The organism is Planococcus sp. RAB007_Raresut (genome assembly GCF_057369535.1).
Genome location: NZ_JBXYIF010000005.1, coordinates 1 through 15,477, shown reverse-complemented (window position 1 = coordinate 15,477; position 15,477 = coordinate 1). Strand labels below are relative to the sequence as shown.

The following is a 15,477-nucleotide window of genomic DNA, read 5'->3' as shown; positions in this document are numbered from 1 at the left end:
GATCAGACCGCTCGGCAAAGCCCGAGCTTTTTCTGTTCACACATCCCTCTGAACTTAAAACTACAGAGTATGATTTTCGACGTGAAACTTCCTCATAAAGGCTCGACCTTGTCACGAATTCATCTAAAATGTGTACCATTTGTAAATAAGATGAAGACAAAAGGAGATTGAAAAAATTTGGTTAAATTTTCAGAGTTAAATATCAGCGAAACAACTTTAAAGTCTGTAAGACGCATGGGGTTTGAAGAAGCAACACCAATCCAGGAAGGTACGATCCGTCTTGGTATGGAAGGCAAGGACATCATCGGCCAGGCACAGACAGGTACTGGTAAAACTACTGCCTTCGGTATTCCGTTGATTGAAAAAATCGACACTAAAGATGGTAACGTACAGGGATTGGTCATTGCACCAACTCGTGAACTCGCTATTCAGGTTTCTGAAGAGCTTTACAGACTCGGGCAGGATAAAAACGTACGTATTCTTTCCGTTTATGGCGGACAGGAAATCGGCCGTCAAATCCGCGCGCTTAAAAACCGCCCGCAAATTATCGTTGGTACGCCGGGACGTCTTTTGGACCATATCAACCGCCGCACGCTTAAACTCGACAATGTTAACACATTGATCCTTGATGAAGCGGACGAAATGTTGAACATGGGCTTCATCGAAGACATCCAAACAATCATGTCAAGTGTTCCTGAAACACGCCAGACATTATTGTTCTCAGCAACTATGCCGGATGCTATCCGCCGTATTGCAGAGAAATTCATGAAGACTCCAGAAATCGTTAAGATCAAATCAAAAGAAATGACAGTTGAAAACATCGAACAATTCTATGTTAAATCTGTTGAACGCGAAAAATTCGACGTTCTTTCACGCCTTTTGAATGTTCAGCAACCTGAACTTGCAATCATCTTCGGACGCACTAAGCGCCGGGTTGATGAGTTGGCTAAAGCTTTGAATATCCGCGGCTACGTAGCTGAAGGAATTCACGGTGACTTGAGCCAGGCAAAACGTATGTCTGTATTGAAGCAATTCAAAGCAGGCAAAGTCGATATTCTTGTTGCAACTGATGTAGCAGCCCGCGGACTTGATATCTCAGGCGTATCACATGTATACAACTTTGATATTCCTCAAGATCCGGAAAGCTATGTTCACCGTATCGGCCGTACTGGCCGTGCTGGTAAAAAAGGAGTCGCAGTCACGTTTGTTACACCACGTGAAATGGGCTACTTGACTATTGTTGAGCGCACAACTAAGAAAAAAATGGAAGCATTGGTACCACCGACTGCTGATGAAGCCGTACTTGGCCAAAAACGCGTCGCAATGGAACAATTGCTTGAAATGACAGATAAAAATAATCTTGGGGACTACCGCGAATTCGCAACGCAAATGCTTGAAAAGCATGATGCAGTTGACTTGATTGCAGCAGCTCTTAAAACATTGACGAAAGAACCGGAAGATGTTCCAGTTTCTATTTCTGAAGAGCGTCCATTGCCATCACGCGGTGGCGGAGGCTACAAAGGGAAATCTGGTGGATCACGCAGCGGAAGCGGCGGTGGCTATAAAGGCAACCGTTCTTCAGGCTCAGGCCGTCCGGCAAGCCGCGGCGCAAGCTCAGGCGCTAGCCGCCGCCGTGAAGGCGGATCTGGTGGAACTGGCGGAGGACGTCCAGGACGCACTCGCCGTCACGAATCTTAAGATCAACTTTCAAATAGCCCGTCAGCAGGAAACTGCTGGCGGGTTATTTTTTTGCATTAGGCTGGGCGCGCCTTCATTAAAATAAAACCTGCCGAATCTTTCCCGCTATTGAATCGTATAGAAGAATGTGAAAGACTGAAGATAAGAATATTGGAATGGGGAATCGGATATGAATAATCAGCCGAAAAACAGGATATCAAGAAAAGGGCTAACAGTTTGGCGGCTTTACGGAATCATTGAAACTGCTGTTCTCGCAATATTGGCAGGAGGTGCAGCGGCACTTACTTATTTCTTTGAATGGCCGGTTTGGCTATATGCCATTTATGGTGGAGTAATTTTACTGTTTGCTTTTCTGTTGATTTACTTATTTCCAAAAATCCGTTGGCAGCGCTGGCGTTATGAAGTGCGGGAGCAGGAAATCGAATTGCAGCATGGTCTCTTCATCGTTACGCGCACATTGGTTCCAATGGTTCGTGTGCAGCATGTGGACACGGAGCAGGGACCGATTCTCCGGCGTTATGATTTAGCTGAAATTTCCATTTCGACAGCTGCGACTACACATACCATTCCGGCTTTGATTACCGCTGAAGCTGATGAGCTAAGAGGCATGATTTCGGCGCTGGCAAGGGTGGCGGAAGATGATGTCTGATATTCGCTATAAACTCCACCCGGTTTCCGCTTTTATTAATTTCATGAAAAGCCTGAAGGAATTAATTATTCCCTTTATCGTAATTTTTGGTGTCAACATTTTTAGGGATGGCGGCATCAGCGCTATGTTCAATCAGGGATGGCTCGGCTTGTTGCCATTGTTGATCGGTTTGGTGGTTGTATTGTTTTCCTTAATCATCGGAATCATTAAATGGAAGAGGTTTGTCTACTGGTTTGAAGATGGGGAATTGCGCATCGAATACGGCCTTTTTGTGAAGAAAAAGAGATACATACCTTTTGAACGAATTCAAAGCTTGAATTATACAGAAGGAATCTTCCACCGGCCGTTCAATCTTGTGAAAGTTCGTGTCGAAACTGCAGGATCCGGCAAAGCCGGAGAAGCCGAAGCGGAACTTACGGCAATCAACCGTGAAGATGCGGATCGGATTGAAATGGAAATGGAACATGCGAAGCATCGGGTCGCCCCGTCCATGGGGCCGCACGAAGCGGTTGAAGAATCTGTCGAAGAAACAATTGTGCCGAAAAAAGAATTGAAAACCCTTTACCGGATGTCGATGAAGGAATTGTTGATTCTTGCGACGACTTCCGGTGGGATAGGCGTAGTGATTTCAGCGGTCGCTGTATTTTTATCGCAGTTCAGCGATTTGATTCCTTATGAAACAATCTATGAAGAAGTGATGCTGTTTCTGCGTTTCGGCTACCTCATTGTGGCTTTGGCGGTGTTCGCCGGCCTTCTGATCGCCTGGATCATTTCAGTGATATTAACCTTACTGGCAAATTACCAATTCACCATCCAAGTGGATGATGACCATATTTACATCACGAGAGGACTGCTGGAGAAGAAAAAAATCTCCGTGCCTTTTAAACGTATTCAAGGAATAAAAGTATCAAGAAATCCACTGAGGGAATTATTTGGCTACGCTGTAGTGACGGTTGAAAGTGCAGGCGGGTCGATGGGCGGAAAAGATGAGAAGATCCGTTTGTTCCCGCTTGTCAAACAAGCACGCATGCTGCCGATTCTGGAAGAATTATTCCCGGATATGGAATTTCAGCCGGAACTGACGAAAGCGCCTAAGAGAAGCGTCCATTTTTACTATCGGCTCGACTTTCTGTGGATGCTGCCGGTAATCGGTCTCTTGAGCTATTTCTTTTACCCGTATGGTTTGCTGTCGCTGCTTATTGTGCCGCCAGTTATTTTAATCGGCGTCTGGCAGCATCGCACGACAGGATATGCACTGACAGGCAGACAGTTGACGATGGAATTCAGGGGTTTCAGCAAACACACTTTCTTTGTGTGGAAAAAAAGAGTGCAGGCGGTCAACGTGCTGCAAACGTATTTCCAGCGGAAGAAAGATCTCGCTTCCATTCAGGCGACAATCAAGTCGGGCATGCTCGGCTACTCAGCGCGCATCAATTACATGGAGAAAGATGATGCCAGCCGCATTCTTGACTGGTACCATCCAACAACGATTTCACCCAAACAAAAAGGTCAGCCGGAATAACTCGGGCTGACCTTTTTAGGATGTCGAGAAACATTATCTGCTTCAATCATTTCGCTGCAAATCTTTTAATGTCTCGAAGCTAGCGAAGCGATGCAGAGACAGACGGACGCGTTCCGCAGGGAGCTGCCTGAGCCTCCTCAGTCGCGTTGCTCCCTGCGGGGTCTCAGGACTCGCTCTATTTCCTGCAGGAAAGACATTGGCCGAAGCTGGCGAGGACAAGTCTTTGCGACGAAGCAGCGCAGCGATGCAGGAGCACATCTTTGCCCTTCGCCGCCTGCTGCTACATTTTATATCTGTAGAAACATGGGAATATTTTTCTCAGAAAACCAAATTAGTTAGATTTCATCTTCATAGAAAGCGATTCTGAGATATGGAGCAAAACAGTGAGACTCCCAAGGGATCAGCGAAGTGCTGAGATCCACTCGGGCGAAGGGGACCGAGACCGAGTTAGCTCAGCGCGAGCCCCAAGGAAAGCGAAGCTGTTTTGCGCAATATCGATTACTTACCTTTATCTTTTTTTCAACAAGCTGAAAAGGTCAGCCGAAATGATTCCGGCTGACCTTTTATCTTTTTGTCTACCTTTTATTTTTCCAGCTGACAATTCGTTTCGGATGGAAGAATCCGAGGCCAATCAGGAAGCCGGTGATCAACCCCGCAATATGCGCGGTAACATTGATGTTCGGTGTCAGGAATGTCATGATGACACTGATAACCAGAATCGGAAGAATGATCTGCTTTAATTGCGGCAGCGCACGGCCTCCATAATACAACAACGCGCCGTAAGCACCGAATACACCAAAGATTGCTCCGCTGGCGCCAACATGCAGATATTCCAGTGGCTGAAGGAAGTATGTTGCGACAGTCGCGAATAGTCCAGCCAGCGCATAAACCGTGATGAATCGGACTTTACCGGTCAATCGCTCAAGCTCAGGTCCGAAGAGGAACAGCGAGAACATATTGAACAATAGATGCATCATACCGCCGTGCAGGAACATCGGCGTGATGAAACGCCACCACTCGCCTTCAGCGATGAGTCGATTGTAACCGACCCCGTAATTGAAGATATACACACCGAGTATAGGAATCCATGATAAAATATGTATCAAAACATTAATCGCGATCAATGTGGACACGACAGGATACAAGCGTAAATACTCGGAAAAACTTTCTCTGCGAATAAACATTTCGTCACCTCTGTTTCATACTGATTATTATACCTTTTTCCTGTTTGTGATTGAAAGGAGAAGCATCTATGATTACTGGAATCGGCTTAGATATTGTCGAACTTGGGCGCATCAGGCGGCTTGACGGCAAGTCGGCAAAATTTCGCGAACGCGTATTGACCGACAACGAATTGGTTGAGTACGAACTATTATCAATCAACAGGAAAACAGAGTTCCTTGCAGGGCGTTTTGCTGCGAAAGAAGCTTTCGGAAAAGCAAAAGGGACAGGGATAGGCAAAGTTTGTTCTTTTAAAGATATTGAAATAAGGAAAGATTTGAATGGCAAACCTTCTGTTTATTATAAAGACGAGGAGGAAGGTTTGATTTCCATTACACATACGAAAGAATACGCGGCTGCGCAGATTCTGCTGCAATCAAAGATACAGGCGGAGGAAAAAGATGGAGACCAACTATAGACCGACAAAAGCGATAATCGATTTAGCGGCAATTGAACATAATATATGTGCTTTGAAAGAAATGGCGAATGGAGCGGGATTGATGGCGGTCGTCAAAGCGGATGCTTACGGGCACGGCGTACTCGAAGTCGCGCGTCAGGCATTGAAAAGCGGTGCGTCAATGCTGGCGGTGGCGACGCCGGACGAAGCGCTTTTTTTACGCCGTAACCATATAGATGCTGAACTTCTGGTTCTTGGGGCATCACCCGTGAACTTTATTGAACCGGCGATAAAATATGATGTGAATCTGACAGCCTATTCAATGGAATGGCTGGAATCAGCTGCAAAAGAGCTGAGAGCGGCAGACGGAAGCGGCCCGCTGAAGATTCATCTGAAATTCGATACGGGAATGCGGCGGATCGGCTTTCAGCCTGAGGAAGCTGAAGCGGCCTTTGATTTTGTCGGGCAGCATCCTTTTCAGGTGGAAGGTTTGTATACGCATTTTGCAACCGCCGATGAAGGGGACAATCCTTTGTTTCTGAAACAGGTCGAAAGAATTAATGGCATCAGGAGAAAATGGAACGGCGGCAATCTGATTTTCCATGTTTCGAACAGTGCCGCTACAATCATGCATCCGGAGCTGGCTTTCGACGCTGTGCGGGTCGGTATTTCAATATATGGAATTGCTCCCTCGGCATATGTGAAACACGAAATGCCCTTCGAATTAAAGCAGGCGATGAGCCTGGAGACGGAAATCGTCCATGTGAAGAAAGTGATGAAGGGGGAAACGCTCAGTTACGGAGCGACTTATACGAGCGCGGAAGACGAGTGGATCGGGACTTTGCCGATCGGCTATGCGGATGGGTTGATCCGTGGGCTGCAGGGACAGGAAGTGCTTGTAGACGGAGAGCGAATGCCGATTGTGGGCCGCATTTGCATGGATCAATGCATGATCAGACTGCCGCGCAAATTCCCTATGGGAGAAAAAGTGCAGCTGCTCGGTTCTCAAAAAAATAATACAATTCTAATAGATGAATGGGCGGAGAAATTGGGGACAATTCCTTATGAAATCCCCTGCATTCTGACAAAACGGGTGCCAAGACTCTATATTGAGGTATAAAGAACTTCTAGAATTGTCTTTCCATAAGGCAGCCGGGATGTTAAGATTATAGAATAGAAATATAGAACAGAGAGAACAACGGTATTCCGGAGGTGTCAGCTGTGTACGAGAGATCCAAGACAAAAGAGGTAGTCGTGAAACTGCCGAAACAATTGATTTCAGAACTTACTACACATTCAGATGAACGGGTTCAGGAAGACGGAGATTATATTTACGTTTCCACTCAGCGTGTCATGAAAAATATGTATGACTCAAATCATATTCGGGAAGCAATGATCAAGGGCTACGTGGAGATGTCACAGATCAATCTATCGATTTCATGTGAATGTTCTCATGTGGAATACGAAGCGGAGCATATGACCGTGCGACTCGTAAGCGGAGGGTGACAACTTGATTGTAAAACGCGGAGACGTTTTTTTTGCTGAATTATCACCAGTGGTCGGGTCAGAACAGGGTGGAACCCGGCCGGTGCTGGTAATACAAAATGATATAGGAAACCGGTTCAGTCCGACCGTCATCATAGCGGCGATTACAGCGCAGATCCAAAAAGCCAAGCTGCCGACCCATGTTGAAATCGACGCCAAGAAATATGGCTTTGAGCGGGACTCGGTCATTCTGCTTGAGCAGTTGCGGACAATCGATAAATCCCGGCTGACAGATAAAATAACCCAACTTGATGAAGCCTTAATGGAAAAAGTGGATGAGGCACTTGAAATCAGTGTTGGACTTGTTAAGTTTTAAGTATACATACACCATGAAAACATCCGAAGAGGCTTATTCTTCGGATGTTTTTTGCAATATTTCTCCCCCAATAATGGAAAGAGGGATAAAAAAGATGTGCAAAATGCATATTTCCGATACAATAAAAGATAGAGAACTTAAAAATGAAAGAGCAGGCTAAACAGGGGAACTTAAAAGAGAGTTGCAAGAGTCCAAGGAGGATCCTTTAAAACATGAATAAGCAAATGGCTAGATATATTCAAGAGAATATGACGGAAATTATTTCCAATTGGCAAGAAATGATGAAGAATGAAAAAAGTGAGCGATCATTCGAAGTGATGCCCGCTGAATTGATGGATCAGACAAGCAGGGAATTTGCGGAACTTATGACATCCAACTTGTTGGAAAGCCATCAAGCGTATGAAAGCCGCCTGAATGATTTTGCGGAAAAAGTTGTGCGTTATGGTTGGTCGATCACGTTCGTCACCAAAGCAATCAATCATTTCGGCGAAATCGTCTTTACTGGAATGGAAAGAGACAACATCATCAATAATGAAAATCTTCGCGGATTCACTGAAGAATTCAACAAGTGGATCACCCCTATCCGCGATAGCACCATCGATACATATTCGAAAACCTGGGAACGCACTGTAAGCCTTCAAAAGATTGCGTTGCAGGAACTGTCCGCTTCATTGATTCCGGTTTTTGATAAAGTTTCGGTTATGCCGCTTGTAGGGACAATTGATACAGAACGCGCCCGTCTCATCATGGAAAATCTGCTGGAAGGTGTAGTCAAACATCGCGCAGAAGTAATTCTGCTTGATATCACTGGCGTTCCCGTAGTAGACACGATGGTCGCCCACCATATTATTCAGGCCGCTGACGCTGTTCGTTTAGTTGGAGCAAAATGTATGCTGGTCGGCATCCGGCCGGAAATCGCCCAAACTATTGTCACATTGGGCATTAATCTGAATGAGTTCACCACAACGAGCACCTTGCAGCGCGGCGTTGAACAAGCTTTAGCTTGGACAAATCGAAAAATTGTGGAGGTTGATGAAGTATGAATGTCCGTATACCGATACTAAAACTGAGAGATACACTGATTGTTTCTATTCAATGGGAATTGGACGATCAGACTGCTATACAATTCCAGGAAGATTTATTGACTAAATTACATGAAACAAGTGCCCGTGGTGTAGTAATCGATTTGACTTCAATTGATTTCATCGATTCTTTTATCGCTAAGGTTTTGGGAGACGTCATCAGCATGTCAAGCCTAATGGGAGCGCGAGTTGTTATAACAGGTATCCAGCCGGCAGTTGCTATCACTTTGATCGAGTTAGGAATTCGACTTGAAGATGTCATGACAGCATTGGATTTAGAAAACGGTTTGGATAAACTTCAATTGGAATTGGAGGCTTAAAGATGAGCAACCAATCCTCAGTGGAAATTCAAACAGAATGGGATATTGTAGCCGCCAGACAACTTGGCCGCAATGTGGCTAAAGAGTTGGGTTTCGGAACAGTAGACCAGGCTCGTATCACAACGGCAATCAGCGAGCTTGCCCGTAATATCTATTTATATGCTGGCCAGGGAAGAATCGAGATCCAGCGACTGACAGAAAACGGCATCAATGGCATCTTGATCATTGCGGCCGACAGCGGACCGGGAATACCAGATATCCGAAAAGTGATGGAAGATGGCTTTTCAACTTCCGGAGGACTTGGAGCCGGATTGCCAGGCGTCAAAAGATTGATGGATGACTTTAAGATAGAAACAACCCTAGGTGAAGGGACAGATATAAGAGCTACCAAGTGGCTTCGATAGGGGGAATTCTTTATGGTTCAAAAAATCGGCAGTCAATACAAAGAAATATTGAACCAATATATGCAGCGCCAGTCCGAGCAGAACCTTTACGTCGGCCAGAATTTCAGCCGTCAGCTTATTTCTGAAAATACATCTCCGGAAGATGTCATCAGTATGCATAAAGCAGCGATGCAGGAATTATATGAAGATATGCCAGAAACTGTCTGGCATTCTTTTGACTTCCTGATTGAAATGATGATCAATTACGGACTTGCTCTTCAGGAACGGCAAAGCCTGTTGCAGAAACAGGAAGAATTGCGCGTCGAAATGGATTTGGCCGCCAATGTCCAGGACACTTTATTGTCAACGACAATGCCGACATTGGATGGTTTGGATATAGGCCTCCTTTCTGTACCGCTGCGCAAGATGAACGGAGACTACATATATTTCATCAGTGGAAGAGAAGGGCACGCGGGAATTGCGGTTGCCGATGTAATTGGTAAAGGCCTCCCTGCTGCACTTTGCATGTCCATGGTGAAATTCGGTATGGATAGTTTAAATGATTCAACAGCATTTCCAAGTGAAGTATTGAGCACGATCAACCGGATCGTGGAAAAGAGTGTCGACGATTTCATGTTCGTTTCCATGTTCTATGGAAGATATGAAGCAGAAACCGGCGTATTGACCTACGGTTCAGCCGGCCATGAACCAGCGATGATCTACCGTGCAGAAACCGGTGAATTTGAAGAGTTGACAGTGAAAGGCTTATTGCTTGGCGTTTCGCCAATGGCATCTTATGAAGAAAAAGAAGTGAAACTGGATAAAAATGATATGGTCGTCATAATGACTGATGGAGTTACAGAAGGACGGACAGCTGAAGGGTTTATCGACCGCCAGGTAATCAATGAATTGATCCTGCGCAAAAAAGATGAATCTGCACAAACGATTGTCCAATATGTCTATGATGAACTGGTTCGCATGCAAAATGCAGAATTAAGCGATGACTTTACATTAGTTATTTACAAAAAAGTCTGATTGTATGTTTAACCACCACAGCAATGTGGTAAACAAACTTACAGTGGCTTTTTTAATTTTTGTTTATTTTAAATTTACGTTAATCATAGAAAAACGGGGTGTCAAAAAAGATGAATATTCAAGTTGATTTGCAAGAGTCAGATAAAGTCCTTAAGGGATATGTTCGCGGAGAAATTGATGCACACACTGCGCCGGTTCTTCGGGAGAAATTGGAACCTTACCAAAATATAGAATCATTGAATGCCGAATTGGATCTTTCGGATGTTGATTATATGGATAGTACTGGATTGGGAGTTTTCGTAGCTTTTTATAAATCAGTCAACTCGCAGGGCGGACATTTGAAATTGAGCGGCTTGTCAGCCCGCTTAAAACGGCTTTTCGATATTACGGGCTTAGGTGATATCATGGATATCGAATCAGCTGGAAAAGGTGGTATTTAACATGCGTCCTTTTGATTACGTTGAAATGCGTGTCCCTGCTAAATCACAATATGTCGGTGTTGCACGATTAACAATATCTGGACTAGCCAGCCGTATCGGCTTTTCATACGATGATATTGAAGATTTGAAAATTGCTTCGAGTGAAGCTGTCACTAATGCTGTCCAGCATGCTTACAGTGGTGATGAAGACGGTGAAGTCGTAATCGGCTGCGCTCTTTATGGAGATAAAATTGAAATTATGGTTGCTGACCATGGACAAAGCTTCAACTTTGAGGAAACCAAAGCGAAAGTAGGTCCTTACCATGACCAGGCTGAAGGAGATTTTCTTCGTGAAGGAGGACTTGGCCTGTATTTGATCGAAACATTAATGGATGAAGTAAAAGTCCATCATCAAGAAGGCGTAACAGTCTTCATGACAAAGTATGTTGGAGGAGAGCAGGTGGAAGAGGATGTCGAAACGATCTCATCCTAATCAGCCTACCAAAGAACAGGTATTGGAATGGATTGAGGCTTATCAGAAAAATGAAGACGAAGAAGCCCAAACTCATCTGGTAAATAATTACAAAAGACTTGTGGAATCCATAGCGCGGAAATATTCGAATGGTAAATCCTACCACGAGGATATAGCGCAAGTGGGCATGCTTGGGCTTTTGGGTGCAATCAGAAGATATGACCCTTCATTTGGCCGCAGTTTTGAAGCGTTTGCTGTACCGACTATTATCGGTGAGATCAAACGGTTCCTGCGCGATAAGACCTGGGCGATTCATGTGCCTCGGAGAATCAAGGAATTAGGGCCGCGAATCAAAGCGACTGTAGAAGTATTGACGAGTGAGCTCCAGCGTTCCCCGCAAGTTTGGGAAATCGCGGAATATCTTGATGTTGAAGAGGACGATGTACTTGAAGCGATGGAGATGGGCAAAAGCTATCAAGCTCTGTCCATGGACCATTCCTTGGAGGCCGATTCAGACGGAAGCACCGTTACTTTATTTGACGTTGTCGGACAAGAAGACGATGGGTATGAAAAAGCGGATCAGCGCATGTTGGTGGCCAATGCGATGAATGTGCTTTCCGAACGCGAGAAGCAGATCATCCAGTATACCTACATAGAGCAGCTGAGCCAAAAAGAGACCGGTGATAAACTGGGTATCTCACAAATGCATGTTTCACGCCTGCAGCGCAAGGCCATCAAGAAATTACAGGAAGCCATATTAGCGGCGGGTGGAGTTTCGTAGTGGAAAAAATTCGTCACAAGTATATTGACGCCTGTATCTTCAATGAAGCAAAAAAAGGTAATTTTGAATCCGGGGACAGCTACCACACAGTGCTTACCGAAGATTACTTTATTTGCTCAGTAGCCGATGGTCTGGGGAGTGGCCCTATTGCGAGAGAATCTTCGCAGGTCATTCCGCAAATTCTGAGAGAACATCACCATGAATCGATAGACAGTCTGATGAACCGTTTTAATGATTTGATGGTGCAAAAAAGAGGCGCAGCGGTTGCCATCTTTAAAGTGGACTTTAAGAAAAAGACACTTGAATACAGCTGCGTCGGGAATATCCGGTTTTATCTATACCGGAAAGGGACGGATGAAATGATCTACCCGCTCCCGGTAATGGGTTATCTTTCCGGACGGCCACAAAAATTGCACACACAGCTCTACACTTATGTAGAAGATGATTTATTCCTCATCCACTCAGATGGTGTGGAATTGCGCAATCCGAAAAACTTGATGCGCCGTTCAGGATTTCCTGAACAACTGTATTACGATATTCTCGCCACCATTCAAACAGGTGACGATGCGACATTCATAACCGGAAGCCTTCTCAAATGAGTTGGCTTCTTTTTTGTATGGTAAAATAGAATGGAAATAAAGGAGAGTGTTTTGATGGAATCACAACAAATCCAAAACCTGATCGCAAAAGAGACAGGGGTGCGCCCGAATCAGGTGGCGCAGGTTATTGCTTTGATTGAAGACGGCAACACCGTCCCTTTCATCGCCCGTTACCGCAAAGAAGCAACGGGCTCACTTGATGAAGTGCAGATTAAAGCGATAGATGACCGTTATGCTTATATCCAAAATCTTGAACAACGAAAAATAGAAATCATCCGTTCAATTGATGAACAGGAAAAATTGACTCCTGAGCTGGAGAAAGAGATTCAGGGAGCGACAGTTCTTCAGCGAGTAGAAGATTTGTACCGTCCATATAAACAAAAACGACGGACAAAAGCGATTATTGCAAAAGAAAAAGGCTTGCAGCCACTAGCCGACTGGCTTTATGAAGGCGGCAATGGCGATGTACTGAAAAAAGCTTCCGATTTCGTGGGCGAAGAAGTGGCGGATGTCGAAGAAGCACTGCAAGGGGCACAGGATATATTGGCTGAGCTTTTCGCAGATGACGCGGATATTCGCGAAAAAATCCGTTATATGACGAGAAAAGATGGTGTAATTGCCACTTCGGTCAAAAAAGACCATGACGATGAAAAACAGGTTTTTGAAATGTACTATGAATACGAAGAAGCAATCCAGAAGATCGTTCCTCACCGTATTTTGGCGATTAATCGGGGCGAAAAGGAAAATGTACTGAAAGTATTGATCCATCCGCCAGCCGACCGGATCATTACTTTAATGAAGAGAAAGTGGATAACGGGTTCAGGAAGCACTGTGCCTTATTTGGAACAAGCGATAGAAGACAGCTATAAACGCCTGATTCAGCCATCAGTGGAGCGGGAAATCAGGAACGAACTCAGTGAAAAAGGGGAAACGCAGGCTATCCATATCTTTTCCGAAAACCTGCGAAACCTTTTACTGCAGCCGCCAATGAAAAACAAAATGGTGCTGGGTGTAGACCCTGCTTACCGAACTGGCTGTAAATTAGCTGTAATTGATGAAACTGGAAAATTACTGGAAGTTGCTGTTATTTATCCGCATGCTCCTAAAAATGACCAAACAGGTGCGAAAAAGACCATGAAACGCCTAACTGATAAGTATCCGATTGAGATTATGGCAATCGGCAACGGCACGGCATCCCGTGAAACTGAGCAGTTTGTAGCGGATTTCATTTCTGAAAACTCTGCTGATGTCTCCTATGTCATCGTGAATGAAGCGGGTGCCAGTGTTTATTCCGCATCGGACATCGCCCGGGCAGAATTTCCGGACCTTCAGGTGGAAGAACGGAGTGCAGCGTCAATTGCGCGGAGACTGCAGGACCCACTGTCGGAATTGGTGAAAATCGATCCAAAAGCAGTAGGCGTGGGGCAATACCAGCACGACGTATCCCAAAAGAAATTGGCTGACCAGCTGACATTCGTAGTAGAAACGGCGGTAAACCAAGTAGGGGTCAATGTAAACTCAGCTTCTTCTTCATTGCTTCAGTATGTAGCCGGTTTAAGTAAGACGGTAGCCGAAAACGTCATCAAAGTTCGCGATGAAAACGGACGCTTCACTTCACGTGTTCAATTGAAGAAAATTCCGCGCCTCGGTGCTAAAACCTATGAACAGGCGATTGGCTTCCTGAGAATTCCGGAAGGGAAGAATCCATTGGATGCTACAGGCATCCACCCGGAGAGTTATGCCGTAGCCGAAAAACTGCTGGAAATGGTCGGCGCCGATAAAAAAGATGTCGGCAAGCCGGAGACAGCCGACAAACTTGATGGGTTGAATACGAAAGAGCTTGCCGAAAAACTGGAAGTCGGCGAAATTACATTGCAGGATATATTGGATGCCTTGAGAAAACCATTCCGCGATCCGCGCGACGAATTTCCGCAGCCGCTATTGAAAAATGACATCTTGAAAATGGAAGACTTGCTGCCGGGGATGGAACTCCAGGGCACCGTCCGAAATGTTGTCGACTTTGGCGCATTTGTAGACATCGGTGTGAAGCAGGATGGACTTGTCCACATTTCGAAACTGAAAAAAGGGTTTGTGAAGCACCCGCTTGAAGTCGTCGCTGTCGGAGATATCGTGACTGCATGGGTGGAAAAAGTGGAAAAAGATAAAGGGCGCATCGCCTTGACTATGCTTCAGCCGAAAGAACAGATTTAACTTTATGGCCGTTCTGCAATTCGGGACGGCCATTTTCTATAATAACGAAACAGGGGAATCCGTATGACTGATTACGAACTGACAGGATTAATAAAGGAAATCTCTGAAACGATTTTCAATAAGCCTTTCATCCATAAAGGTATTTTCAATTCCAGGCTGCGGACAACAGGCGGACGTTACATGCTTCGCTCGCATCATATCGAAATCAATCCAAGCTCCTATGAGAGGTTCGGTTATAAAGAGTTGGAAGGAATTATCAAACATGAGCTTTGCCATTACCATCTTCATTTGGAAGGGAAAGGCTATAAACACCGTGACGCAGATTTCCGGAACCTTTTAAAGCAAACTGGTTCTCCGAGGTTTTGCTCACATATTGAACAGAACGGGAAACGCCAGACAACAAAGCGTTATATTTATCAATGCGTTTCTTGTCAGACCGATTACATCCGTAAGATCCGAATGAATACAGAGAAGTATCGCTGCGGAAGATGCGCGGGCAAACTGGCCATGAAATAATCTTTTTAAAATTCCAGTCGATATTTATCCGGTGGTTTTCAATTTTTGTGAGCTGAAAAAATTCCGCGAAGTTACAAGAACTGATTCTTAAGAAGGTCCTCGAAATTGGGGGTCTTCTTTTTCTTTTCGGCTTTTAACGTGCCGAGAATTTAAATTTAAAATTATTTGTTGAAAAGTAGTTGACGATTCTCTCAGCGCTCTTTATAATAGAAAAAGTCGACAAGTACTTAAAACATTATTCCGAAGTAGCTCAGTGGTAGAGCACCGCACTGTTAATGCGATGGTCGTAGGTTCGAGTCCTACCTTCGGAG

The 15,477-nt window shown here is 44.9% G+C and carries 18 protein-coding genes and 1 tRNA gene; 18 read left to right on the top strand and 1 reads right to left on the bottom strand.

Going from position 1 to position 15,477, the window contains the following annotated elements:
* The first annotated feature begins 177 nt into the window (after positions 1-177).
* The 3 genes from cshA to AC2Q9J_RS10755 all read left to right on the top strand — a co-directional run bounded on the left by cshA (position 178) and on the right by AC2Q9J_RS10755 (position 3,869).
* A complete protein-coding gene (cshA, locus tag AC2Q9J_RS10765) occupies positions 178-1,698 on the top strand; it encodes a degradosome RNA helicase CshA (protein WP_499039767.1) in 1,521 nt (506 codons plus the stop codon).
* Between the two features lie 169 nt (positions 1,699-1,867).
* Positions 1,868-2,347 (top strand): PH domain-containing protein, encoded by a 480-nt coding sequence (locus tag AC2Q9J_RS10760; RefSeq protein ID WP_499039765.1) that lies wholly within the window; start codon positions 1,868-1,870, stop codon positions 2,345-2,347.
* Complete coding sequence (locus AC2Q9J_RS10755) at positions 2,340-3,869, top strand: PH domain-containing protein (RefSeq protein WP_499040453.1); 1,530 nt, start codon at positions 2,340-2,342, stop codon at positions 3,867-3,869. The genes AC2Q9J_RS10760 and AC2Q9J_RS10755 overlap by 8 nt, the downstream gene beginning before the upstream one ends.
* A gap of 575 nt (positions 3,870-4,444) precedes the next feature.
* Here the strand turns inward: AC2Q9J_RS10755 and AC2Q9J_RS10750 are convergent.
* Positions 4,445-5,053 carry a rhomboid family intramembrane serine protease gene (locus AC2Q9J_RS10750; RefSeq protein WP_499039763.1) on the bottom strand — a complete coding sequence of 203 codons (609 nt, stop codon included), beginning with the start codon at positions 5,051-5,053 and terminating at the stop codon, positions 4,445-4,447.
* 68 nt (positions 5,054-5,121) lie between these two features.
* Here AC2Q9J_RS10750 and acpS point away from each other — a divergent pair, with 68 nt between their 5' ends.
* From acpS to AC2Q9J_RS10675, 15 genes are all read left to right on the top strand, one after another.
* The gene (gene acpS, locus AC2Q9J_RS10745; RefSeq protein WP_499039762.1) at positions 5,122-5,508 is read left to right on the top strand and encodes a holo-ACP synthase; all 387 of its coding nucleotides are present in this window, start codon (positions 5,122-5,124) and stop codon (positions 5,506-5,508) included.
* Complete coding sequence (gene alr / locus AC2Q9J_RS10740; protein ID WP_499039760.1) at positions 5,492-6,607, top strand: alanine racemase; 1,116 nt, start codon at positions 5,492-5,494, stop codon at positions 6,605-6,607. The genes acpS and alr overlap by 17 nt, the downstream gene beginning before the upstream one ends.
* 101 nt (positions 6,608-6,708) lie before the next feature.
* Entirely contained in the window at positions 6,709-6,993 is a 285-nt protein-coding gene (locus AC2Q9J_RS10735; RefSeq protein ID WP_112224163.1) for a transcriptional regulator, read from the top strand.
* 4 nt (positions 6,994-6,997) lie between these two features.
* Entirely contained in the window at positions 6,998-7,348 is a 351-nt protein-coding gene (locus AC2Q9J_RS10730; protein ID WP_033543552.1) for a type II toxin-antitoxin system PemK/MazF family toxin, read from the top strand.
* Between the two features lie 212 nt (positions 7,349-7,560).
* A complete protein-coding gene (gene rsbRA / locus AC2Q9J_RS10725; RefSeq protein ID WP_499039757.1) occupies positions 7,561-8,391 on the top strand; it encodes an RsbT co-antagonist protein RsbRA in 831 nt (276 codons plus the stop codon).
* Positions 8,388-8,750, top strand: a complete 363-nt coding sequence (locus tag AC2Q9J_RS10720; protein WP_071152217.1) for an STAS domain-containing protein — start codon at positions 8,388-8,390, stop codon at positions 8,748-8,750. The genes rsbRA and AC2Q9J_RS10720 overlap by 4 nt, the downstream gene beginning before the upstream one ends.
* A 2-nt stretch (positions 8,751-8,752) precedes the next feature.
* On the top strand, positions 8,753-9,154 hold the full coding sequence (locus AC2Q9J_RS10715) for an anti-sigma regulatory factor (RefSeq protein WP_033543555.1): 402 nt from the start codon (positions 8,753-8,755) through the stop codon (positions 9,152-9,154).
* A 12-nt stretch (positions 9,155-9,166) separates the two neighbouring features.
* A complete protein-coding gene (locus AC2Q9J_RS10710) occupies positions 9,167-10,168 on the top strand; it encodes a PP2C family protein-serine/threonine phosphatase (RefSeq protein WP_499039754.1) in 1,002 nt (333 codons plus the stop codon).
* 110 nt (positions 10,169-10,278) lie between these two features.
* Complete coding sequence (locus AC2Q9J_RS10705) at positions 10,279-10,608, top strand: anti-sigma factor antagonist (protein ID WP_084243392.1); 330 nt, start codon at positions 10,279-10,281, stop codon at positions 10,606-10,608.
* Position 10,609: 1 nt separating this feature from the next.
* Complete coding sequence (rsbW, locus tag AC2Q9J_RS10700) at positions 10,610-11,080, top strand: anti-sigma B factor RsbW (RefSeq protein ID WP_084243025.1); 471 nt, start codon at positions 10,610-10,612, stop codon at positions 11,078-11,080.
* Positions 11,058-11,840: an RNA polymerase sigma factor SigB gene (gene sigB, locus AC2Q9J_RS10695; RefSeq protein ID WP_084243024.1), complete on the top strand. Its 783-nt coding sequence runs from the start codon at positions 11,058-11,060 to the stop codon at positions 11,838-11,840. Before rsbW ends, sigB begins: the two co-directional genes overlap by 23 nt.
* Positions 11,840-12,439 (top strand): PP2C family serine/threonine-protein phosphatase, encoded by a 600-nt coding sequence (locus AC2Q9J_RS10690; protein ID WP_499039751.1) that lies wholly within the window; start codon positions 11,840-11,842, stop codon positions 12,437-12,439. The genes sigB and AC2Q9J_RS10690 overlap by 1 nt, the downstream gene beginning before the upstream one ends.
* Before the next feature lie 54 nt (positions 12,440-12,493).
* The gene (locus AC2Q9J_RS10685; protein ID WP_499039749.1) at positions 12,494-14,650 is read left to right on the top strand and encodes a Tex family protein; all 2,157 of its coding nucleotides are present in this window, start codon (positions 12,494-12,496) and stop codon (positions 14,648-14,650) included.
* Between the two features lie 63 nt (positions 14,651-14,713).
* A complete protein-coding gene (locus AC2Q9J_RS10680) occupies positions 14,714-15,166 on the top strand; it encodes a SprT family protein (protein WP_499039747.1) in 453 nt (150 codons plus the stop codon).
* A gap of 239 nt (positions 15,167-15,405) precedes the next feature.
* Positions 15,406-15,477: transfer RNA gene (locus AC2Q9J_RS10675), tRNA-Asn, on the top strand.

What these genes read in the sequence shown, in the direction of transcription:
- AC2Q9J_RS10760 (WP_499039765.1), top strand. Translation starts at nt 1,868, where the DNA reads ATGAATAATCAGCCGAAAAACAGGATATCAAGAAAAGGGCTAACAGTT.
- acpS (WP_499039762.1), top strand. Translation starts at nt 5,122, where the DNA reads ATGATTACTGGAATCGGCTTAGATATTGTCGAACTTGGGCGCATCAGG.
- AC2Q9J_RS10720 (WP_071152217.1), top strand. Translation starts at nt 8,388, where the DNA reads ATGAATGTCCGTATACCGATACTAAAACTGAGAGATACACTGATTGTT.
- AC2Q9J_RS10705 (WP_084243392.1), top strand. Translation starts at nt 10,279, where the DNA reads ATGAATATTCAAGTTGATTTGCAAGAGTCAGATAAAGTCCTTAAGGGA.
- rsbRA (WP_499039757.1), top strand. Translation starts at nt 7,561, where the DNA reads ATGAATAAGCAAATGGCTAGATATATTCAAGAGAATATGACGGAAATT.
- AC2Q9J_RS10685 (WP_499039749.1), top strand. Translation starts at nt 12,494, where the DNA reads ATGGAATCACAACAAATCCAAAACCTGATCGCAAAAGAGACAGGGGTG.
- AC2Q9J_RS10680 (WP_499039747.1), top strand. Translation starts at nt 14,714, where the DNA reads ATGACTGATTACGAACTGACAGGATTAATAAAGGAAATCTCTGAAACG.
- AC2Q9J_RS10715 (WP_033543555.1), top strand. Translation starts at nt 8,753, where the DNA reads ATGAGCAACCAATCCTCAGTGGAAATTCAAACAGAATGGGATATTGTA.
- AC2Q9J_RS10755 (WP_499040453.1), top strand. Translation starts at nt 2,340, where the DNA reads ATGTCTGATATTCGCTATAAACTCCACCCGGTTTCCGCTTTTATTAAT.
- AC2Q9J_RS10710 (WP_499039754.1), top strand. Translation starts at nt 9,167, where the DNA reads ATGGTTCAAAAAATCGGCAGTCAATACAAAGAAATATTGAACCAATAT.
- rsbW (WP_084243025.1), top strand. Translation starts at nt 10,610, where the DNA reads ATGCGTCCTTTTGATTACGTTGAAATGCGTGTCCCTGCTAAATCACAA.
- sigB (WP_084243024.1), top strand. Translation starts at nt 11,058, where the DNA reads ATGTCGAAACGATCTCATCCTAATCAGCCTACCAAAGAACAGGTATTG.
- AC2Q9J_RS10750 (WP_499039763.1), bottom strand. Translation starts at nt 5,053, where the DNA reads ATGTTTATTCGCAGAGAAAGTTTTTCCGAGTATTTACGCTTGTATCCT.
- alr (WP_499039760.1), top strand. Translation starts at nt 5,492, where the DNA reads ATGGAGACCAACTATAGACCGACAAAAGCGATAATCGATTTAGCGGCA.